Origin of the sequence: Micromonospora sp. NPDC005215, assembly GCF_040607915.1 — a bacterium.
Taxonomy (GTDB): Bacteria; Actinomycetota; Actinomycetes; order Mycobacteriales; family Micromonosporaceae; genus Micromonospora.
The window spans coordinates 1-19,848 of record NZ_JBEXHQ010000006.1 but is presented as its reverse complement, the minus strand read 5'-3'; the positions used below and the strand labels follow the sequence as shown (position 1 = coordinate 19,848).

At 70.2% G+C, this 19,848-nt stretch carries 22 protein-coding genes, 1 tRNA gene, 1 pseudogene and 1 riboswitch; of the genes and pseudogenes, 10 read left to right on the top strand and 14 right to left on the bottom strand.

Features of this window, described 5'->3' with window-relative positions; genetic code table 11:
* Positions 1 to 34: 34 nt before the first annotated feature.
* Positions 35 to 2,014, bottom strand: coding sequence for an N-acetylmuramoyl-L-alanine amidase (locus tag ABZU25_RS07450; RefSeq protein WP_355028486.1), 1,980 nt, complete (start codon positions 2,012 to 2,014; stop codon positions 35 to 37).
* Positions 2,015 to 2,248: 234 nt separating this feature from the next.
* Positions 2,249 to 2,385: riboswitch (cyclic di-AMP (ydaO/yuaA leader) on the top strand.
* Positions 2,386 to 2,452: 67 nt separating this feature from the next.
* On the opposite strand from ABZU25_RS07450, the gene ABZU25_RS07445 reads away from it, so the two are divergent.
* A complete protein-coding gene (locus ABZU25_RS07445; RefSeq protein ID WP_355028485.1) occupies positions 2,453 to 3,439 on the top strand; it encodes an NlpC/P60 family protein in 987 nt (328 codons plus the stop codon).
* A 62-nt stretch (positions 3,440 to 3,501) separates the two neighbouring features.
* Here ABZU25_RS07445 and dcd read toward each other — a convergent pair whose 3' ends face one another.
* Positions 3,502 to 4,080 (bottom strand): dCTP deaminase, encoded by a 579-nt coding sequence (dcd, locus tag ABZU25_RS07440; RefSeq protein WP_355028484.1) that lies wholly within the window; start codon positions 4,078 to 4,080, stop codon positions 3,502 to 3,504.
* A 99-nt stretch (positions 4,081 to 4,179) separates the two neighbouring features.
* On the opposite strand from dcd, the gene ABZU25_RS07435 reads away from it, so the two are divergent.
* The 3 genes from ABZU25_RS07435 to ABZU25_RS07425 all read left to right on the top strand — a co-directional run bounded on the left by ABZU25_RS07435 (position 4,180) and on the right by ABZU25_RS07425 (position 5,793).
* Positions 4,180 to 4,743, top strand: a complete 564-nt coding sequence (locus ABZU25_RS07435) for a pyridoxamine 5'-phosphate oxidase family protein (RefSeq protein ID WP_355028483.1) — start codon at positions 4,180 to 4,182, stop codon at positions 4,741 to 4,743.
* 244 nt (positions 4,744 to 4,987) lie between these two features.
* A tRNA-Gly gene (locus tag ABZU25_RS07430) sits at positions 4,988 to 5,061 on the top strand.
* 108 nt (positions 5,062 to 5,169) lie between these two features.
* Complete coding sequence (locus ABZU25_RS07425) at positions 5,170 to 5,793, top strand: hypothetical protein (protein WP_355028482.1); 624 nt, start codon at positions 5,170 to 5,172, stop codon at positions 5,791 to 5,793.
* A gap of 83 nt (positions 5,794 to 5,876) precedes the next feature.
* Here ABZU25_RS07425 and ABZU25_RS07420 read toward each other — a convergent pair whose 3' ends face one another.
* Positions 5,877 to 6,299 carry a nitroreductase family deazaflavin-dependent oxidoreductase gene (locus ABZU25_RS07420; protein WP_355028481.1) on the bottom strand — a complete coding sequence of 141 codons (423 nt, stop codon included), beginning with the start codon at positions 6,297 to 6,299 and terminating at the stop codon, positions 5,877 to 5,879.
* Positions 6,299 to 6,922 carry an NAD(P)H-binding protein gene (locus ABZU25_RS07415; RefSeq protein ID WP_355028480.1) on the bottom strand — a complete coding sequence of 208 codons (624 nt, stop codon included), beginning with the start codon at positions 6,920 to 6,922 and terminating at the stop codon, positions 6,299 to 6,301. Before ABZU25_RS07415 ends, ABZU25_RS07420 begins: the two co-directional genes overlap by 1 nt.
* Before the next feature lie 102 nt (positions 6,923 to 7,024).
* Between ABZU25_RS07415 and ABZU25_RS07410 the strand changes: the two genes are divergently transcribed.
* The gene (locus tag ABZU25_RS07410) at positions 7,025 to 7,411 is read left to right on the top strand and encodes a helix-turn-helix domain-containing protein (protein WP_355028479.1); all 387 of its coding nucleotides are present in this window, start codon (positions 7,025 to 7,027) and stop codon (positions 7,409 to 7,411) included.
* Positions 7,412 to 7,547: 136 nt separating this feature from the next.
* Positions 7,548 to 10,685, top strand: coding sequence for a BTAD domain-containing putative transcriptional regulator (locus ABZU25_RS07405; protein WP_355028478.1), 3,138 nt, complete (start codon positions 7,548 to 7,550; stop codon positions 10,683 to 10,685).
* Here the strand turns inward: ABZU25_RS07405 and ABZU25_RS07400 are convergent.
* The 4 genes from ABZU25_RS07400 to ABZU25_RS07385 all read right to left on the bottom strand — a co-directional run bounded on the left by ABZU25_RS07400 (position 10,669) and on the right by ABZU25_RS07385 (position 13,623).
* The gene (locus ABZU25_RS07400; protein WP_355028477.1) at positions 10,669 to 11,418 is read right to left on the bottom strand and encodes an ABC transporter permease; all 750 of its coding nucleotides are present in this window, start codon (positions 11,416 to 11,418) and stop codon (positions 10,669 to 10,671) included. The two genes, ABZU25_RS07405 and ABZU25_RS07400, sit on opposite strands and share 17 nt — an antisense overlap.
* Positions 11,415 to 12,359 (bottom strand): ATP-binding cassette domain-containing protein, encoded by a 945-nt coding sequence (locus ABZU25_RS07395; RefSeq protein WP_355028476.1) that lies wholly within the window; start codon positions 12,357 to 12,359, stop codon positions 11,415 to 11,417. The genes ABZU25_RS07400 and ABZU25_RS07395 overlap by 4 nt, the downstream gene beginning before the upstream one ends.
* 155 nt (positions 12,360 to 12,514) lie before the next feature.
* Complete coding sequence (locus ABZU25_RS07390) at positions 12,515 to 12,868, bottom strand: transcriptional regulator (RefSeq protein WP_355028475.1); 354 nt, start codon at positions 12,866 to 12,868, stop codon at positions 12,515 to 12,517.
* On the bottom strand, positions 12,865 to 13,623 hold the full coding sequence (locus ABZU25_RS07385; RefSeq protein WP_355028474.1) for a hypothetical protein: 759 nt from the start codon (positions 13,621 to 13,623) through the stop codon (positions 12,865 to 12,867). The genes ABZU25_RS07390 and ABZU25_RS07385 overlap by 4 nt, the downstream gene beginning before the upstream one ends.
* Positions 13,624 to 13,785: 162 nt before the next feature.
* Here ABZU25_RS07385 and ABZU25_RS07380 point away from each other — a divergent pair, with 162 nt between their 5' ends.
* Complete coding sequence (locus ABZU25_RS07380; protein ID WP_355028473.1) at positions 13,786 to 14,151, top strand: VOC family protein; 366 nt, start codon at positions 13,786 to 13,788, stop codon at positions 14,149 to 14,151.
* Between the two features lie 51 nt (positions 14,152 to 14,202).
* Here ABZU25_RS07380 and ABZU25_RS07375 read toward each other — a convergent pair whose 3' ends face one another.
* The 4 genes from ABZU25_RS07375 to ABZU25_RS07360 form a co-directional block, all read right to left on the bottom strand.
* Positions 14,203 to 14,847, bottom strand: a complete 645-nt coding sequence (locus ABZU25_RS07375; protein WP_355028472.1) for a dihydrofolate reductase family protein — start codon at positions 14,845 to 14,847, stop codon at positions 14,203 to 14,205.
* A gap of 31 nt (positions 14,848 to 14,878) precedes the next feature.
* Positions 14,879 to 15,583: a dihydrofolate reductase family protein gene (locus tag ABZU25_RS07370; RefSeq protein ID WP_355028471.1), complete on the bottom strand. Its 705-nt coding sequence runs from the start codon at positions 15,581 to 15,583 to the stop codon at positions 14,879 to 14,881.
* Between the two features lie 131 nt (positions 15,584 to 15,714).
* Positions 15,715 to 15,909, bottom strand: a complete 195-nt coding sequence (locus ABZU25_RS07365) for a hypothetical protein (protein WP_355028470.1) — start codon at positions 15,907 to 15,909, stop codon at positions 15,715 to 15,717.
* 78 nt (positions 15,910 to 15,987) lie between these two features.
* Complete coding sequence (locus ABZU25_RS07360) at positions 15,988 to 16,278, bottom strand: hypothetical protein (RefSeq protein WP_355028469.1); 291 nt, start codon at positions 16,276 to 16,278, stop codon at positions 15,988 to 15,990.
* Between the two features lie 48 nt (positions 16,279 to 16,326).
* On the opposite strand from ABZU25_RS07360, the gene ABZU25_RS07355 reads away from it, so the two are divergent.
* Positions 16,327 to 17,208 carry an LLM class flavin-dependent oxidoreductase gene (locus ABZU25_RS07355; protein ID WP_355028468.1) on the top strand — a complete coding sequence of 294 codons (882 nt, stop codon included), beginning with the start codon at positions 16,327 to 16,329 and terminating at the stop codon, positions 17,206 to 17,208.
* Positions 17,209 to 17,282: 74 nt separating this feature from the next.
* On the opposite strand, the gene ABZU25_RS07350 is transcribed toward ABZU25_RS07355, so the two are convergent.
* Together ABZU25_RS07350 and ABZU25_RS07345 are read right to left on the bottom strand one after the other, a co-directional pair.
* Positions 17,283 to 17,714, bottom strand: coding sequence for an ASCH domain-containing protein (locus tag ABZU25_RS07350; RefSeq protein ID WP_355028467.1), 432 nt, complete (start codon positions 17,712 to 17,714; stop codon positions 17,283 to 17,285).
* Positions 17,715 to 17,762: 48 nt separating this feature from the next.
* Positions 17,763 to 18,314, bottom strand: a complete 552-nt coding sequence (locus ABZU25_RS07345; RefSeq protein WP_355028466.1) for a phosphoribosyltransferase family protein — start codon at positions 18,312 to 18,314, stop codon at positions 17,763 to 17,765.
* Positions 18,315 to 18,501: 187 nt separating this feature from the next.
* Between ABZU25_RS07345 and ABZU25_RS07340 the strand changes: the two genes are divergently transcribed.
* Both ABZU25_RS07340 and ABZU25_RS07335 read left to right on the top strand, forming a co-directional pair.
* The gene (locus ABZU25_RS07340) at positions 18,502 to 19,137 is read left to right on the top strand and encodes a septal ring lytic transglycosylase RlpA family protein (RefSeq protein ID WP_355028465.1); all 636 of its coding nucleotides are present in this window, start codon (positions 18,502 to 18,504) and stop codon (positions 19,135 to 19,137) included.
* Positions 19,138 to 19,241: 104 nt separating this feature from the next.
* Positions 19,242 to 19,848: pseudogene (locus ABZU25_RS07335) on the top strand (serine/threonine-protein phosphatase); the annotation flags it as partial.

Genomic DNA, 19,848 nt, shown 5'->3' with positions numbered 1-19,848 from the left:
GCCCCCGGTCACCGACCGGGGGCCGTCGTGGTGCTCAGCGGGGTGCGCCCACCGGGGACGGCACGAGCTGCACGTCGGCCAGGTCGACGTACATGATGCGGTGGCCGAACTGGATCTGCGCGTACCGGTTCTTGCCGCGGATCACCGTCCAGTCACCGGGCGAGGAGCCGTCGACAGTGCTGGCCCGGTAGTACTCACCCGGCAGCACCGCGCCGACGGCGTACCGCTGCCCGGCGGCCAGGGTGTACTGCAGTGGCGAGATCGTCTGGTAGGGCACGCCGGCCGGATAGGCCGCCTGCTCCGGGTAGGCCCGCCCGTAGACCGGGATGGTGGCCCGGCCGGGCTTCGGGGTGGCCACCAGACCGACGGTCCAGCTGGCGGTGGGCGCGGACGCCGGGTTGTGGAACCAGGCCCGTTGCCCGAGGTACCAGATCGCCGTCCAGTCACCCTGCCGCCCGGCCAGCGCGTACGTCTGGCCGGCGGAGGCGCGAGCGCCGTGATCCGACACCTCCATGGTGTTCGGGGTGCCGTCGGGGCGCAGCGCGATGTCGTTGACCAGTGGCGCGTCCGCGGCCGGCGCGGAGCGCAGCACCACCGCCGAGGAGCCGCGTGGCGCGCACGGCACGCCGGCGGTCACGCAGCCGACGAACGCCGGCTGGTTGGTGGCGAAGTCCGGGTCGATCCGGACCAGACCGGTGGCCGGGGTGCCGGTGTCCAACCGTGGCGCGTGCAGCAGCTCGAAGTAGTGGGTCCAGTCCCAGTACGGGCCGGTGTCCCAGTGCATCCCACGGACGTTCGCGGCGATGGTGCCGGGCACGTTGTCGTGGCCGATGATGTGCTGGCGGTCCAGCGGGACGCCCAGCCGCAGCGCGAGGTGCCGGACCAGCTTCGCCGAGGTCCGGTACATCGCCTCGGTGTACCAGGTGCCCTGCGCGGCGAAGCCCTCGTGCTCCAGCCCGACCGCCTTGGCGTTGACGTACCAGTTGCCGGCGTGCCAGGCGACATCCTTGGTCTTGACGTGCTGGGCGATGTGCCCGTCCACGGAGCGCAGCGTGTAGTGCCAGCTCACGTAGGTCGGGTCCTGGACGAGTTGCAGGGTGGTGGCCCAGCTTCCCTCGGTGTCGTGGATGACGATGTACTCGACCTTCTGCCGGGCGGGCCGGTCGGACAGGTCGTGGTTGCCGTAGTCCCCGTCGCCGAACGCCGCGTAGGGCGCCGGGATCCACTCGCAGGAGATGGTCCGGGGGCATTCCAGCCCGTCCGGGCGGGCGAGCCGGCGCAGACCCAGTCGGTCCAGCCAGAAGCGCTCCGGGCGGATCGCGCGGGCCGGCAGCGTGATCCGCTGGCCGTCGTCGGTCACCCGCGACTCGCCGGCGCCGATGGTGGTGAAGACCTCGTCGGCGAAGGCCGCCGCGGCGTCGGCGCTGTCCGCGCCGGCGTAGTGGGCCACCGCGCCGTACCAGGTGGCCGGGTCGGTGCCGGCACCGACCGGTGCGCCCAACTCCCGCTGGTACGAGGCCAGCAGCGCGGCCCCGCCCCGGATGTTGACGTCGGCGTCGGTGCGCAGCGCGTCGGGGGCCGCGCCGGTCAGTGCGGCGGCGGCATCCACGGTCTGCAACGCGGCGGCCGGTGGCGCCGGGTTTCCGGCCGGCCGGGGCGCGGGTGCCAGCGCGGTACGGGAGTCGTCGCCGCGTGGGTCCTCGGTGCCGGTGTCGTGGTGGCCGCCCACGGGCAGCGCGGCCACGTGTCGGGCGTCGGTCAGGTGCATGGGGCCGTAACCGCCGCTGGTGCTGGGTGTGCCGGCGTTGCTGTCCCAGCGGGACTCCAGGTAGGAGACGCCGAGCAGCACGTCGGTCGGTACGCCGTACTCGGCCGCCGCGGCGGCGTACTGCTGCTGGCGGTCGGCGGTGGGTGCGGCGGCGGCGTTGGTGGGTGGTGGGACCGCGGTCGCGGCGGCGACCACGGCGGCGGCGAGCAGTGCACGCCGGCCGGCGAGCAGGGTTGGATGGTGCATCGAACCCCCTAGATTTCGCGGGTGAAGATGACGTCACCTTCGCGCCGGTCGGGAGTCCGCGTCAATACCTTTCCATGCGTCGACTCGTCGGGAAAGAAATCTTCACGTACGGTCGGTGACCCTCTCCGATCGGTACGGAGTGTCACTGCCGCACGGGTTGCGGAGTGGTAACAAGCGTCTCTACTCTGGTCATTCGTCGGCCCGATAGCAGCTCCGTCCAGCCCGGGCGGTAACGGACCGACACCGCCGAGTCGTTTCCGAACGAACCGGGGACCCATGTCCCCCCGGGGTGAATCCGCAGCCACTGCGGTAGGGCGCCGACTTCCCGCCCGAACCCGTCAGCTAACCCGGTAGGCGGTCAGGAAGAAGGAGTACGGAACCCCGGTGGCACTCCATGCCCCGCGGCCGTCGTCCGAGCGGTCGGCAGCAGCCGGCCCGGTGTCGATCACGCCGCGCCCACGCTGGTCCCGCTTCACCACCGCGCTCGCCGCACTGGCCGGCGTCGCCGTCGTCCTGACCGGCAGCGCCACGGCGGCCCACGCCGACCCGTCCGTCGCCGAGATCGAGCGCCAGATCGACGCCGACTGGAACAAACTCGAACCGATCATCGAACAGCACAACGCCACCCGGATCGACCTCGCCGCCAAGCGCAGGCAGGCCCAGGCGCTGGCCGCCCGGATCGCCCCACTGGAGCGTCAGGTCGACGCCGCGATGGACAAGGTCAGTGCCCTGGCCGTGCGCGCCTACAAGGGCGAGACCGTGCTGACCGTCAACGCGGTGCTGGGCAGCCAGTCACCCAGCGAGGTGGTCGGCCAACTCGAGATGCTCGACCGCTTCGCGCACAACCAGCAGCAGGACATCCGCGAGGTGGCCGACCTGCGCGACGAGTTGGCCGCGCAGAAGGCGCCGCTCGACGAGATGGTGGCCCAGCTGACCCGCACCGAGGCTCAGCTGGCGGCGAAGAAGAAGCAGATCAACGAGGAGATCGACAAGCTGCAGAAGCTGCGCCTCAAGGTGTACGGCAGCGGTGGCGGCGGTCCGTTGCGGCCGGCGCCCTGCCCCGGCAGCTACCCCGGTGGCGCCGCCGGCACTGCTGTCAAGTTCGCCTGCGCACAGATCGGCAAGCCCTACGTCTGGGGTGCCGAGGGCCCGAACTCGTACGACTGCTCCGGGCTGATGCTGGCCGCCTGGGCGAAGGCCGGGGTGTCCCTGCCGCACAACGCCGCCGCGCAGAGCCGCGTCACCAAGAACGTCAGCAAGGCCGACCTGCGCCCCGGCGACCTGGTCTTCTACTACAGCGACATCCACCACGTCGGCATGTACGTCGGCGGCGGCTGGGTGGTGCACGCCTCGCAGGCCGGTCAACCGGTCAAGATGAAGAAGGTCGACGACGGCCCGATCCACAGCTACGGCCGTCCAGGCTGATCGAGGGTGATGACCGGAGGGCCCGTCGCGATTCGTCGCGGCGGGCCCTCGTCGTCACGGGTTCAGCGGGTGGGCCAGATGCGCCAGTGCTGCCACGCGCGGCTCGGCGTCGGCCCCCGCTGCCCCTGGTAGCGCGAGCCGTAGACCGCCGAGCCGTACGGGTGCTCGGCCGGCGAGGAGAGCCGGAAGATGCAGAGCTGCCCGATCTTCATGCCCGGCCAGAGGGTGATGGGCAGGTTCGCCACGTTCGAGAGTTCCAGCGTGACGTGACCGGAGAAGCCGGGGTCGATGAAGCCGGCGGTGGAGTGCGTGAGCAGCCCGAGCCGTCCCAGTGAACTCTTGCCCTCCAGCCGGCCGGCGAGCTGGTCGCCCAGCGAGATGACCTCCAGCGTCGAGGCGAGCACGAACTCCCCTGGGTGCAGCACGAACGGCTCCCCGTCGGGCACCTCGACCGCCGACGTCAGGTCGTCCTGCTGCATCGCCGGGTCGATGTGGGTGTAGAGGTGGTTGTTGAAGACTCGGAACAGCCGGTCCAGCCGTACGTCGATGCTGGAAGGTTGGACCAGGGTGGGCTCGAACGGCTCCAGGCCCAGCGTGCCGGCCTTGATCTCGGAGACCAGGTCGCGGTCGGAGAGCAGCATCGGACCACCATAGCCGCGCTGCCAAAACTGGCCAGATTCGGTGCCGGTGACCAGCGCGTCGAGGTCGCTGCTCGTACATTTGTTCGATAGAATGCTCGCATGGCTTCCTGGTCCGAATTCGCCGCCGACGAGCCCCGACTCGCCGACGGGATCCGCGTTCTCCTCCAGCAGTACGGGCCGGGCTTCGGCTACCTGGCCACGGTCCGCGCCGACGGCGGGCCCCGGGTCCATCCGGTCTCCCCGGTCATCACCGATGAGGGTCTGTTCTGCTTCATCATCGACTCTCCGAAGCGCCGCGACCTCGAACGCGACGGCCGCTACGCGCTGCACTCGTTCCCTCCGGAGGAGAGCGACGACGAGGCGTACGTGGCGGGGCGTGCCCGTCCGGTGACCGATCCGGCGCGAGTCGCCCGATTGGCGCAGGGCGCCCGCGCGGAGCCACAGGTCGACTGGCAACTGTTCGAGTTCACCGTCGACGTGGCGATGCTGACTCGCCGCGAGCAGCACACCGCTGGCATTCCGGGTCTCGCGCCGGGTCGGCCGGCCGTTCGGGTCTGGCTCGACCCGCAGGCCCCGTCGGCGGCGGCTGCCGCGCCGCTCACCGTGCCGCAGACGCGCCCGACCCGCCTCAGCCGTGACGTCGTCCAGTGCACGGCCGCCTGACCACGACCCAGCGACAGACGGTGCCGGCTCCGTGGTGACGGAGCCGGCACCGCTCGTACGCCCCGCGCCGCCGCGCCCCGAGGAGATGATCAACTCCGTTCCAGTGATGTCGCGGTGTCCCGGCAGCTCGGATGCCCCGACTTGCAGGAAGCCGAGTGGATCGACCCGCGCCGAGTCGGTCGGAGCGGCCGGCGGGGGTGCCTGGGTGCACAGGCTCGACCACTCGGGTACAGTGGTGCCGCTTGCGGGTGTAGTTCAATGGCAGAACATCAGCTTCCCAAGCTGACAGTGCGGGTTCGATTCCCGTCACCCGCTCCATCGCGAAGGCCCTGGTCAGGACGTGAGTCCCGGTCAGGGCCTTCGACGTTGCTGGCCACCCTGAGACAGCAATGGGTCAGCAAAGAGCGATAGCCGCGGATCAGCGCGATGCACCGACGAAGCATCCGGCATCTGCACGTCAGCAGCACCATTCACGCACAACTGCCTTATAGATTCGTCGCCGTGACCGTCACCGCGCTCCCCCGACATCGACAGCACCTCACCTGGATGCCGCTCCCCATCGCGGTGCTCAGCGTCGGGCTGCTGTTCCGTGCCGCCGTGACGGTCTGGGATCTACGCCACTTCACCGAGCTGTTCAACGGCGGCAGCAGCATGAACGGGGCAATGGCCTCCCTCCTGGAAGGAGGCTTCGCCTATCTGCGGTTGGGCCTGACGGCGGTGCTGGTGCCGATCTTGTGGATCGCGGCGCGGCGGGCCGGCGTCGCCGGATCGAGGTCGCCGGGGGTCATCGGGCCGGTCTGCGGGCTGCTCGCCGCCTACGGCGCTGTCGGGGTGCTGGCCCCGCCGAACGACGGCAGCGACCCGAAGCGACTGGGCATCGTCCACGTCGACAGGATGCCGACCTGGATCAGCGTTGTTGACGTCACCGCGCCGTACGCAATCCTGATCGGTGCTGGGGGCGCGCTGCTGCTGGTGCTACTGGCGTTCATCACCTGGGTGCGGACACATACCCGTGGCGCGCTCGATGCAGGGGTCGACACCGGTAGCTAGGGGCCACTCCACGGGCGCTGCGGACAGCCGGCCGCAGCGAAGGGCGGCGTGAAGAATCCAACCGGGCTGACCGTCCGTACGCATCATTTCGGAACAGGTTCCAGGAGAATCACGGGGATCTCCCGTGTGATCCGTTGTTGGTAGGCCGCGTACTCCGACATCGCCGAAACCAGCAAGCGCCACAGCCGCGGGCGCTCCCCGGCCGTGGCGGGGCGCGCGTACGCGCTGAAGGTCTCCGTACCGACCTGCACCGTGACGTACGGGTCGGCGAGCAAATTGAGGTACCACGCGGGGTGGTGGTCTGCGCCGCGGTTGGAGGCGGCCAGCACGAAGCGGTCGCCGTCGCGTGCGTAGACGAGTGCGGTGCGGCGCAGTTCGCCGGTTTTTCGACCTCGGGTCGTCAGGAGCAGGTCGTTCACTCCGGGCCGGGGCCGTCCGCCGGTCTCCTCGAAACGGCGGATGTGCTCAGCGACCCAGGCGTTCGGGCTGTCGTGGACCTCGGGCATCACAGCTCCCGGACACTCGCGGCGGCGCGGTGGTGGCGGGGTGCCTCGATCTCGTCGACGAGTGCGATCGCGAAGTCCGGGTAGCTGATCCGACTGGCTGGGTCGCCGTGCTCGGCGAGCCGGTATTGGCCGGTGCGCGTGCCGTCGCTGTCGAAGTCACCGGCGGGGGCCAGGTAGGCCCAGTCAAGGTCGGAGGTTCGAAGCTCGTCCAGGCCCGCCGCGTGACCCAGGTAGAAGGACCGGTACTCGTTCGGGTAGCCGGGCTCGTCCATCAGGGCGGCACCGGACGCCCCGGGCATGATCGAGGCGAGGCCGACCACCACCAGGCGACGTACACCTGCCTTGGCCAGACCGGCGGCCAGCGCGCGCGACGATGCGATGAAGAAGTCGTGCGGCGGTACGGACAGGTCGACGGCGGCACTGATGGCGGCGTCGTGCCCGGCGGCTGCCTGCGCGATGCTCCCGGCGTCGACGACGTCGCCTGCCACCACCCGCACGTCGGCCAGGTCGCTGTGGCCAGCGGGGTTGCGCACCACGGCGGTGACCTGGTGGCCGCGTCGTCGCGCCTCGGCGATGGCGCGCCGTCCGGCTCGGCCGCCCGCGCCGAAGACCACGATCCTCATGAGTTACGCCTTTCAGTAGAGGCCGGAGCCCGCACGCTCGGCCGGTTCGCCGACGCTATCGAGGGTCGTGGTTACCACCGGGATACCAGTTATGGTTTGGCGATGAGGCAACCTCTGCCCGCCGACATGTTCGACGAGCTGTGCCCGTCCTCGCTCAATCCGATCCGATTCGGCGACAAGTGGGCGGCGCTCATCATCCGCTGTCTGGAGCAGGGGCCTCGTCGGTTCTCCGAGCTGCGCGTGCCGCTGCGCCGCGTCACCCCCAAGGTCCTCACCCAGTCGCTGCGCTCCCTCGAACGGGACGGGCTGATCACGCGCACCGTCGTTGCCGGGGTCGCCCGGCACGTGGAGTACGAGCTGACGCCGGTGGGCCGCAGCATGCTCGAACCGATCGCGGCTGCCTGCGCCTGGACCGAGCGGCACTGGGACGAGCTGCTCGACGCCCGCGAGTCGTACGACAACTCCACAGGGCTCCACAGCGCTCGGTGACACCGCGCGCCGCGGCCTCGACGCCGCGGACATGGTCAGCCTCCGGCGTGGCGATGGGCAAGGAGCCTGGTCAGCCGGCGGCGGGGCGGGGGTCGGCGACACAGAGACCTTTCACGTTCGTGGCAAGATCTGCCAGGTGCAGGTCGGGATGCTTGGTCCATTCGAGGTACGCACGGACGACGGCACCCTCATCGACGTGCCGGGCGCGCGGCTGCGCGGGCTGTTGACCGCCCTCGCACTCAACCCGGGTCACGTGGTCCCGAAGGGGACCCTCGTCGACTGGATCTGGGGCGAACACCCGCCCTCCGATGCGACGAACGCTCTGCACCGCTTGGTTTCCCGGCTGCGGAAGGCGCTGCCGGAGGGGTCGATCGAGGGACAGACGGACGGCTACCGGTTGGCTGTCGAACCCGACGTCGTCGACGCTGTACGGTTCGAACGCCTCGTCGATCAGGCTCGCGATGACGAGGGCCCGCAGCGGGTACGGCGGCTGCGCGGGGCCCTCGACCTGTGGCGCGGTGCGGCCATGCAGGACGTCGGTCTGGTCGACAGCACGGCGCTCGACGCGGCGGTCACCCGACTCGAGAGGCTGCGTCTGACCGCCATGGAGGATCGCTTCGACGTTGAGGTCAGCCTCGGCCACGGCCGGGAGTTGGTCGCGGAGCTTACCGACCTGGTGGCCGCGTACCCGGTGCGGGAGCGGCTTGTTCTCGCCTTGATGCGGGCCCTCGCCGCGAGCGGCAGAGACAACGAGGCGCTGCTCGTGTACCAGCGCACGAGCGAGGCACTGGCCGACGCGCTGGGCGTCGACCCCTCGCCGGACCTCTCGGCGCTGCACGTCGCGCTCCTGCGGGGTGAGGTCCGACGGCCCGAGGAGACCAGGAAGACCAACCTTCGTGCCGAACTGAGCAGCTTCATCGGCAAGGACGAGGCCGTTGCCGAGGTGGGCGCCCTCGTCGCCGAACACCGGCTCACGACACTGATTGGGCCGGGCGGCTCCGGGAAGACCCGGCTGGCCACGGAAACCGCGCGCAGGATGCTCGACGGCCTGCCGGACGGCGCCTGGCTTGTCGAGTTCGCCGCCATCGGCGCGGATGGTGACGTGGTGCAGGCGACGCTCGCGGGGCTCGGACTCCGGGACCCTCTGCTCGGCGACGCACCGAGCATGGAGTTGATCGACCGGCTCGTCGCCGCGATCCGCGAGCGGGAGGCGTTGCTGATCCTGGACAACTGCGAGCACGTGATCGAGTCGGCGGCGGTGCTCGCTGACCGGCTGTTGGGGGAGTGTCGGCGACTGCGGATCCTCGCGACGAGCAGGGAACCGCTCGGCATCACCGGTGAGGCGCTCTGGCCGGTCGCGCCGCTGGCCCTGCCGGACGTCCACGCCGACAGTGCTGGGATCGAAGCCTCTCCCGCTGTCCGGTTGCTGCGGGACCGAGCGGGCGCCGTGCGCAGGGATCTGGCGGCCGACGCCCCCACGTTGTCGACGATGGCGCGGATCTGTCGGGCGCTGGACGGGATGCCGCTGGCTATCGAACTGGCGGCTGCCAGGTTGCGCACCATGTCCATCGACCAACTCGCCAGGCGGCTCGACGATCGGTTCCGCCTGCTGACCGGCGGCAGCCGTACCGCGTTGCCCCGCCACCGGACGCTGCGCGCGGTGGTCGACTGGAGTTGGGAGCTGCTGTCCGACGCCGAACGGGCGGTCCTGCGCCGGCTCTCGGTGTTTTCGGGCGGGGCGAGCCTGGAAGCGGCCGAACGGGTCTGCGCCGGCGATGACGTCGAGCAGGAGGATGTGCTCGAACTGGTCACCGCGCTGGCCGAGAAGTCGCTGGTGGTCGCCGAGGGCGACGAGGCCCCGCGCTACCGGATGCTCGGCACGATCAAGGAGTACGCCGCGCACCGCCTTGTCGAGGCGGGGGAATCGGACCTGACGCGCCACGCGCATCTGACGTACTTCACTGAACTGACCGCGACCGCGGAGCCGCAGCTTCGCCGTGCGGACCAGGTGAAATGGCTCGCCATTCTCGACGTCGAGCACGACAACATCGGTTCCGCCATGCGCGGTGCCCTCGCCGCCGGTGAGGCGCAGGCGGCAATGCGGCTGGCCGCGGGTGCCGGCTGGTACTGGTGGCTCGGTGGCCACCGCACCGAAGGCATGGAGTTGATCACGGCGGCCACCGAGACGCGCGGCGACGTCAGCGACGAGATCCGAGCCACTGTGTACGCGCTCGTCGTGCTCTTCGTGAACTCGGGGCCGGGTGACGAACACCAGGCCGCCGAGTGGATCCACAAGGCGTACGAGTTCAGCCAGCGCAGCCACGGCAGCCATCCGGGCATGGCGCTCGTCGTCCCGCTGGAACGCATGTTGCGAGCCCCGGACGCGATCCTGCCCGCCTGGGAACCGCTGCTGCACGACGAGGATCCCTGGGTACGCGCACTGGCCCGGTTGCAACTCGGCAAGATGCGGATCATCCTCGGCCAGGACGGCCGGGATGTGGACGCGTATCTCGTGGCGGCGCTCGCCGAGTTCCGGGCACTCGGCGAACGGTTCGGGATCTCCTTCGCCCTGACCGAGCTGGCGGAGCTGATTGCCGTACGCGGTGAGTTCGCCGGTGCGTGCGAGCACTACGAGGAGGCGACAGCGGTCGTCACCGAGGTCGGCACCTTCGAGGACATCATCCGGATGCGGTCCCGGCAGGCTCAGCTGTACTGGTTGCTCGGCGACGAGGAGTCCAGCGCGGCTGCCATGGCCGAGGCGCGGCGATGCGCGGCGCGGGTCACCTGGCCGGGCGCGTTGGCCGTGCTGGCCCTGTCCCAGGCGGAACTCGCCCGCTGGCGTGGCGATGCCGAAGAGGTGGTCCGGCAGGTCGGTGTCGCGACGACCCTGTTGCGCGACGAAGCGAAGCAGGCGCACATCCGCCTGCTGACTCACGACCTGCTCGGTTATGTCGCTGACGATCTCGATGAGGCGCGCAGGCACCATTCTTCGGCCTGCGCGGCGGCAGCCGAGACGGGGCACGCGCCCTCGATCGCGCGGGCCCTCGTCGGAGTCGCGGACCTGGCGCTGCGCGGTGAGCAGTATGAGCAGGCCGCGCGGCTGCTCACCGCGAGCAGCGGGGTGCGAGGACGACAGGATCATTCCCAGCCGGACGTGGCCCGGATCGAGCGGGAAGTACGGCGCCGCCTCGGCGAAGGGGAATTCGCAGAGGCGGCGCGGGACGGCAGTCGGACGGACTGGAATCGGTTGGTCGCGGTCACGCTCGCTTCGTGAACGTGGAACGTGCCCACAGGTATCCGACGAGAGCGATGCCGACGCACCAGGCGAGGGCGGGGATCACGTCACCGGCGGACGGCGTGCCGCTGAGGAATCCGCGCAGAGTTTCGATGATCGGCGTGAAGGGCTGGTATTCCGCGAACTCCCGCAGCCCGGGTCCCATCTTCTCCGCCGGCACGATCGCGCTGCTGAAGAACGGCAACATGACAAGCGGTACGGAGGCGAGCCCCGCCGTTTCCGGAGATTTCGCCGAAAGCCCCAGGGCAACAGTGAGCCAGCCTGCGGCGAAGCCGAGCAGCACGATGATGCCAATCGCGCCGAGCCAGTCGAGGAGGCTCGCCGACGGGCTGAACCCGAGCAGGAAGGCCACCCCGACGAGCGCCGCGATGGCGACCAGGTTGGTCAGCACGCTGGCCACGACGTGGCCGGTCAGCACCGCACCGCGGGAGACGTGCATGACTTTGAACCGGTTGATGATGCCCTTCGTCATGTCGGAGTTCACAGCGGTCGCGGTGGCCCCCAGCCCGTAGCAGACCGCCAACAGCATCAGTCCGGGAGTCGCGTAGTCGATGTAGTCGACACCGACATTGAAGGCGTCGCCGAACATGTAGACGAACATCAACATGATCACGATGGGCATCAGGACCGCGTTGAACACCGAGGTCGGGTTCCGGGCAATGTGCTTGAAGTTGCGACGCAGCATGACGATCGAGTGGGACTTGGTGCTCATTTCGCGGAAACCTCCTGGGTGCGGCTGCCCGTCAGGGCCAGGAAGACGTCGTCGAGGTCGGGCGTCCGCACGGAGAACCCCTCGGCGCTGATCGCGTACTCGTCGAGCCGGTCGAGCAGGGCGCGCAGCGAGGCCGTGCCGCCATCGCTTGGCACCCGCAGGGCCAGTGCCTCGTCGTCCCGGGTGGAGACGACGAGCACCCGGGCGGCCGCGTCGAGTTCGGCGACGGTGGTGAACCGGAGTCGGACGTGGGTGCCGGGGATCTGGCGTTTGAGCTCGTCGGGCGTGCCCTGGGCGACCAGACGCCCGTGGTCGAGCACGGCGATCCGGTCGGCGAGCTGGTCGGCTTCCTCCAGGTACTGGGTGGTGAGGAAGATCGTCACGCCGTCGGCCACCAGGTCACGGATGATCGACCACATCGTGCGGCGGCTCCGTGGATCCAGCCCCGTCGTCGGCTCGTCGAGGAAGATGATCCGCGGGTCGCCGACGAGCGTCATCGCCAGATCCAGCTTGCGGCGCATACCACCGGAATAGGTCGACACCGGCTTCTGTGCCGACTCCACCAGATCGAACCGCTCCAGCAACTCCGTGACGACTCGCCTGCCGTCCTTGCCGGGCACCTGGCTGAGATCCACCATCAGTTCCAGGTTTTCTCGGCCGGTCAGCAACTCGTCCACCGCCGCGAACTGACCTGTGACACCGATCGCCGCGCGTACCGCCTTGGCCTGGGTGGCGGCGTCGTGCCCTGCGATGCGTACGGTCCCACCGTCGGCCTTCACCAACGTGGTCAGTACGTTCACCGTCGTCGTCTTGCCCGCCCCGTTCGGACCGAGCAGGGAGAAGATCGTGCCCGCCGGGACATCCAGATCGATGCCGTCGAGCACGACCTTGTCCTTGTAGGTCTTCCGCAGCCCGGAGACCGCAATCGCTGAACTCGTCATGCAGCTACCATCGGCGGCCGCCCTGTCACCGCCCTGACGCGACCGTGACACGGCCCCTGACACCGTGTTTCTCGATGTCGGCGACGTCCACGGCAGGGGTCCGCTCCGGCGACCAGTTCAGGTCGGACGCCGCTGCGCCCCCGACCCGCCGCCCGTCAGGTGGAGGCCCGGAATCCCTGGTGGCGACGGAGGAGTTCCCGCAGCGCCTCGATCTCGGCGGTCAGCGCGGCCTGCCCCTGCTCGGTGATCCTGATCCAGGTCTTGGGCCTGCGCCCGTGGTAGCCCCTCTCGATCTGGATCAGTTGCGCCTCCTCCAGCACGGCGAGGTGTCGGGAGAGGTTTCCGGCGGTGAGTTCGAGGGCGTCGCGCAGGTAGGCGACCTCCACCCGATCGGCCTCCGCCGCGATGGTGAGGATGCCGAGCCTGTTGCGTTGGTGGACGGTGTCGCTGAGTCCGTTCGTCGGGTGCCCGCCGTTGCCCGGGCCGGCGGCCTCCGCGTTACCGCTCACGCCGACCTCTTGATCGTGTTGAGGAGGGCGAGGCCGCCGCCGACGAGCAGGATCGGTGCGGGCAGCAGGGCCGCCAGCAGGAAGCTGTGGCGGTTCAGGTCCCCCGGCTGGAAGTCGGTGGTCTGGAAGTAGATGTTCACGAGGACGACCGCCGCGGCGTAGACCGCGGCCACGACCGTCAGGCCACGGCTGCGTTCCAGTCGAGCCAGGACCACTAGCCCCACCGCGATGACCAGGTGCGGGATCATGCCGCGATCGGAGATGCCCAGCAGCGGTGTGGTCACCCAACTGGTCCCGTTCGAGATCACTGTCGCCGTGTTGAGCAGCAGGTACCGCAGCACGATCGGCAGCACGAGCCCGACGATGGTGCCCACGATGCCGGCGATGACGTACGGCCGAGCCGGTGTCTGGACGCCCACCCGCACACCATGCCACCGATACCACCAGAGGCTCAGCAGGTAGCCGCCGATGAGCGCCGCCAGCCAGTACCAGCCGAGCGCCGCCGAGCGTTCGAGGAAATCCCCACCCAGGCCGGTCAGTGCGGGATTGTCCTGCCCGACACGCATGGCGAGCGGTTCGGCCGACTCGACGTACAGGGGTGCGGCCGCCGCCATCAGGAGGCCGAACAGCAGCAGCGGCAGCCAGTACGCGTTGCGGACGGCCCGGGTACGCCGCTGGAGGGCGGTCACCGAGGCCAGCAGCTCTGCGGGTGTGTTGCCGCTGTTCGGCGTGGTGCTGCTCGATCGGTCCGACACGGTGACCTCCAGGCTGCTGCACGGATGCTGCACTGCCAAGAGGTTTGCATCGCAAAGCATTCTGCGCAAGTGTTTCAGCGCGGTGCTGACATCTGCGGGGATCGACAGTGGTAGTTCCTGCCGAACCTCGGCACCGGCTAGGGTCCGGCGTGGAGGTGGTTCGTGTTCACCGAGGCGTTTCCGATCGTGACGACACCTGACCTGCCACGACTGATCGCGTTCTACCGGGACGTGGTCGGCTTCGAGTTGACCTACCGGTTCCCGGACGAGGGTGTCCCGGAGTTCGTCGCTCTCCGGCTGGGCAGCAGCGAACTCGGCCTGGCCGCCAACCCGGAGGCTGGCGGGCCGGCCGACTCGCACCGCTGGGAGTTGTGCGTCTACGCCGACGACTGCGACGCGGCCGTCGGCGCGCTGCGCACGGGTGGAGCGACAGTCACCGAGGAGCCGGTCGACCAGCCCTGGGGAGAGCGGTCCGCGCGGGTCACCGACCCCGACGGCAACCGATTACTGGTGCTGTCCAGGCTCTGAAACCTCGCAGATCTTGGACAGTTTCCGTTCAGGCGTTGGGGAAGGGCGCCGTCATCGTCTCCAGAACAGGAGATGGGTGACCCCGCTGGGGCTGGGCACCGACTCGAGGTGGAAGCGGTCGAGAAGTTCGTCGGGGCTGTCCCACAGCCGCTCGCCCCGGTCGAGGTCGACGGGCGCGACGGCGATGTGCATCGTGTCGACGAGATCGGCCTCGATGAACTCGCGGATGGTCGCCACCCCACCACCGAGGCGTACGTCCCGACCGTCGGCTGCCCGCTTGGCCCGCGCCAGGGCCTCAGCCGGGCTGGCGTCGAGGAAGTGGAACGTGGTGTCGGACAGGGTGAACGACGGGCGCTCGTGGTGGGTGAGCACGAACACCGGCGTGTGGAACGGCGGGTTGTTCCCCCACCAGCCCTGCCAATCATGGTTCTCCCAGGGGCCACGCTGGGGGCCGAACTTGTTGCGACCCATGATCTCCGCGCCGATGTTGCACTCGGCGACGCGGGTCAGGTAGTCGTCCAGGCCGCGGGTGCCGCCGGGCTCGGTGCGATACACGAAGCTGGCGGTGGCGGCACGCCAGGAGAACAGCGGGGTGGGGTCCGCGTGGCCGAAGGGCCGTTCCAGGCTCTGCCCCTCTCCGGTGCCGAACCCGTCGCGTGACACGTTGAAGCACTGCACCCGCAGTAGTTGCGACATGAGGATCCCCTCTCAGGTTGACGGGTCGGATTCAGTTCGTGGTCGCCGTCGGGCCGCCGCCGCTGCCCCGATCGTCGAGCACGAGCGGGGCGCGACCGCGCACCGCGTACCGGATGTGGGTCACCTGGGGGGTGGCCAGGACGCGGGTCGGCGTCAGCTCGACCCCCTCCTTCTCGCCGAGGTCGAGGTCCGCGTCGAACAGCCGGAGACCGGTGCCGAGCACGACGGGTACGACGTGCAACTCCAACTCGTCGAGCAGGCCGGCCTTGAGCACCTGCCGCACCAGGCTGCCACCCCCGGCAACCGCGACATCCTTGCCACCGGCAACGGCGCGCGCCTGCTCGACGGCGCTGGCCACGCCATCGGTGACGTAGGTGAAGCTGGTGCCCCCTCCTCTCAGCAGTGGCTGACGGGGGCGGTGCGTGACGACGAAGACCGGTGCGCGAAACGGCGGCTCCTCACCCCAGGGGATCTCACCCCCGTCGGCCATCCGGCGCCCCATCACGTACGCGCCGGCCGCGCCGAACGACTCGGCGATCACCTCGGAGTTGGTGTCCTGCTCCCCGCCGGCAAAGCCCTGCCGTTCGCGCCAGGCCGCCGCTTCGGTCGCCCACCGGGTGATCCGGAAGAATTTGGCGCTCTCCGCCGAGTCCATCCAGTCGCCGTTCCCGTCGAACCGTGGGCCGGCGTAGAAGCCGTCCACCGACACCGACAGCTGTGCTGTCACCTTCGTCATCGCGCCTGGTCCTCTCGTTGGCTGACACCTCATCGCGGGTGTCGCTCCCCGAGGGGTCGGAGCCGAACGACAGCTCCCTACCGGGTCGAAGTGTGACGTGTGTCACCTGATGCCCGGCCCGGCGGGTGGGGCTACGACCTCCGGTCGACGATCGCCGCCTCGATCCGCAGACCGAGGCCGGTCAGGATGAGGAAGGTGGCGAGGATGTGCGGCTCAAGGCCGCCGTAGTCGGACGCCATGGTGATGAGCGAGGTCATGAAGCCGGCGACCAGTGACACCGTGCCGAACGCTCGTACGGTGTCGACCCGCTGCGACTGTAAGTCCACAGCCGAACGGTAGCGGGAGCCACGCACGCGCGGTGCCCTGCGCGGTGGCGCACCGGGTCTAGCCCCCGAGGTGCCTGTTCAGGGAGGTGCCCGAGGGTGCGTAGCCGTGGCGGCGGTAGATCGGGTAAGGCGCAGCACCTCGACCATCCCGACCACCTGCGCGTCATGCTCCGCGACAAGGACCGCGTTTCGGCCGGTCGCGTTGCTGAGGACGGCGGTGAAGTGCTCGATGACCGCCTCGGGCTGCGGCAGGCGGTAGACGTCGGGGTCGAGTGCGAGGTGCGCTTCGGCGTTCGCCAGGCGCAACTCCACAAGCGCCGGCACGTCCGGAAGGCTCGCCGGTCGCACGGCTGGCCCGTTCCCCTGCATGAGCGTGATGCTAGGGCGCGGGTGTCGGGCCCGGCTAGGGTGGTGATCATGCGGATTGGCATCGTGATTCTGCCGGACCAGCGTTGGGCGGATGCGCAGCATCGCTGGCGGCAGGTCGACGAGTGGGGCTTCGACCACGCCTGGACGTACGACCACCTGGGCTGGCGGGACCTCGTCGACGGCCCGTGGTTCGACTCGATGGCCACGCTGACCGCCGCCGCCTCGGTGACCTCCCGCATCCGGCTGGGCACCCTCGTCGCGTCGCCGAACTTCCGGCACCCGGCCGCGTTCGCCCGGCAGATCACCACGGTGGATGACGTCTCCGCCGGTCGGCTGCTGCTCGGCCTGGGCGCGGGCGGCATCGGTTTCGACTCGGCGGTGCTGGGCGGCGAGACGCTGCCACCGCGCCAGCGGGTCGAACGCTTCGCCGAGTTCACCGAGCTGCTGGATCTGATCCTCCGCGAGGACGGCACCACCTGGCGTGGTGACTGGTTCGCCGCCGTGGACGCCCGCAACAACCCCGGCTGCGTGCAGCAGCCCCGGGTGCCGTTCGTGGTGGCCGCCAACGGGCCACGGTCGATGCGGCTGGTGGCGCGCTTCGGTCAGGGCTGGGTGACCACTGGCACCGGTGACGACAACGACCTGGCCGGCTGGTGGGACAGCGTGGCGACACTGTCCGCGCGGATGGACCGGACGTTGGCCGAGGCCGACCGTGATCCGGCCACTCTGGACCGTTATCTCTCGCTGGACGCCGCGCCGGTCTTCTCGCTCAGCAGCGCGCAGTTCTTCGCCGACCAGGTCGGCCGGGCCGCCGACCTCGGCTTCACCGACGTGGTGACGCACTGGCCGCGTGCCAGCAGTTGGTACGCGGGCGACGAGGGTGTCCTGGTGGACGTGGCGACCCGACTGCTCCCGGAGCTGCGCGGCTGACCACGCACCACAAGCGGCGGGACAAGGCCGACGGCGGGGCGGTGGCGCCAGCCCGCGCTGCCGACGCGACCGGCTCAGGTGCCGAGGTCGCCGCTGGCCACCCCGCCCTCACCGGCGGAGACCAGCCGTAGGCGGAGGCAGACGATCGGGGTGTCGCCGTCGACAGGGGTGCCGAGCCGCGCCCAGTAGGCCGAGTGCCCGGCCCGCCACTCCTCGATCGAGCGGTCACCCTCGCCCTCGGCGTGGGCGAAGTCCCAGGACACGTCCGCGAAGCGGACCACCTCGACCTCGGTAATCTCCACCATGCCGGCCAGCGCGTTGTCGTCGTCGACAAGCGCCAACCGTTCGCCGACGTGCTCCAACTCCTCGCCTTCCTCCGCGTACTCGGCGAGCCGCCCGGCCGTCGCGGTCTTCACGCCGGCGAGTACCAGGGTGTTGAGGGTCGCCCGCAGCTCACCGGGGGTGCCGAGGGCGAGGGTGCGCAGTTCACCGATCCGAGGCCACATCCTGCCGAGGCTAGGCCAGCAGGCTCACCCCGGCACCGCAATACGCCGTCAAGCAGGCAGATCCGCCGCGTTGATCAGGCCGGTGACGCGTAGCTCGACCGCGACCTCCGGCGGGCAGTCGACGGCCACCACGGAGGTGCCCAGCACCTCGGCGCCGCGTGCGGAGCAGATGTCGTACAGGGCGTGGAGTTGAGCGCCGGTACGCACCCAGTCGTCCACCACCAGGACCCGGTCGCCGGGGCCGAGGTGCCGGTCCCGGACGGCGAGGTCGACCCGCCGGCCCCGGTAGTCCGGCGGGCTCTGCGCCCAGGTGAGCGGTCCGGCCGGCAACCGACCGTCGCCGGGTTTGTGGGCGGCCACGAAGCCGACCCCGAGGGCGGTGGCGGCCAACGGCCCGAGCAGCAGCCCGGTGACCGCCGGAGCGAGCACCACCGTCGGTCTGGCGGCCCGGTACGGCGCGACCAGGGCCGGTCCCAGCTCCGCCAGCACGGCTGGGTCCCGCCACCAGCCGGAGATGTCGCTGACCAGGTGGCTGGTGCCCGGACCGGGGTCGATCCACTGGAACAGGGTGGCCAGGCGTGCGGTCAGCTCAGCGGGCATCCGCTCATCCTGCGGCACCCGTGGTCGGTGCGTCGGCACCCGGGCCGGCCGGCCCACCCCGGGTCGGATGATCGGCTACACGTACCAGTGCAAATACGGGCATACCACAATGATCACGTTGACTTCGGAAGTGCTTCTCTCGTTACGGTCCGACCCGGTTTGTTCAGACGACGAAAGGACCGGGCCGGTGGCAGCCAAGCACTCCCGTACCCGCATCTTCTCCTCCCCGGCGGGCATCGTGGCCACCGCGGCGGTCGGCGTCGCCCTCGCGGTCGGGGGCACTGTCGGTGCCGTGCAGCTGACCTCCGGCTCCGGCTCGTCGGGGCAGGCGACCCTCGACCTCACCCCGACCACCGCCGCGAGCAGCCTCACCCCCAGTTCCCCGGCCGTCTCCCCGACCGCCAGCCCTTCGCCGAGCGTGTCCGCCAGCCCGTCGGCCATCCGGTCGCAGCAGGCCGCCTCCCGGGGCAAGACCCGTACCGCGCCGCCGCCGAAGCCGAAGCCGACCGCGAAGAAGACCACAGCGGCGCCGAAGGTGCTGGAGAGCGGCTCGTGTGGCGCGTCGTTCTACTCCGACGGGCAGCTGACCGCCAACGGTGAGTCGTTCAACCCGAGCGCACTGACCGCCGCGCACAAGACGCTGCCGTTCAACACCAAGGTCCGGGTGACCAACCCGGCCAACGGCAAGTCGGTAGTGGTGCGGATCAACGATCGTGGCCCGTTCATCGACGGCCGCTGCCTCGACCTCTCCCGGGCCGCGTTCGCCACCATCGCCTCGGTCGACGTGGGCGCGCTCACCGTCCGCTACGAGGTCCTCGGCTGACCGGGCCGGGTCGCGCCGATTCGGCCGGTCAAACGGGCCGGCCGGACAGAACCTTCTCGGACGACGGGTCAGGTTCATTCACCGGTTCACGTGGATCAGGCAAACTGTTCCTCGTACCCACGCGACTCCTCCAGCCGGGCCGTCGCCCGCTGAGCCCCGGATCCCGCGCCGGCCTCGGCGCGGCCCTTGTCCTGCTCGCGATCGTGTCGGCGGTGGAGGCGGCGGACGGCCGTTTCGCGCACTACGTCGCGCTGCTGTCGGCCGTACCGTTGCTGGCCGCCGCAGTGGCCTCCTGGCCGGTGGTGCTGGGGGTGGGCGTCGTGGCGACCCTGACCGGGGCCGGCTTCGCCCTGACCGAGCCGAAGATGTCGATGATCACCCCGGTCAGCGTGGTCGCGGTCGCGGTCGTCACCGGACTGGCGGTGGCGGTGGCGTCGGTCCGGCAGCGACAGGCGGAGCAGATCGTCGAGCTGACCAAGCTCGCCTCGGTGGCCCAGCAGGCGGTGCTGCGTCCGCTCGGGCCGCAGGTCGGGACGCTCTCGGTGGCGGGACGTTACATCTCCTCCACCGCGACGGCCGAGATCGGTGGTGACCTGTACGAGGCGATCGACACGCCCTACGGCGTGCGCATGATCATCGGTGACGTGCGCGGCAAGGGTCTGGACGCGGTACGGCTGGCGAGCATCGTTCTCGGCTCCTACCGGCACGTGG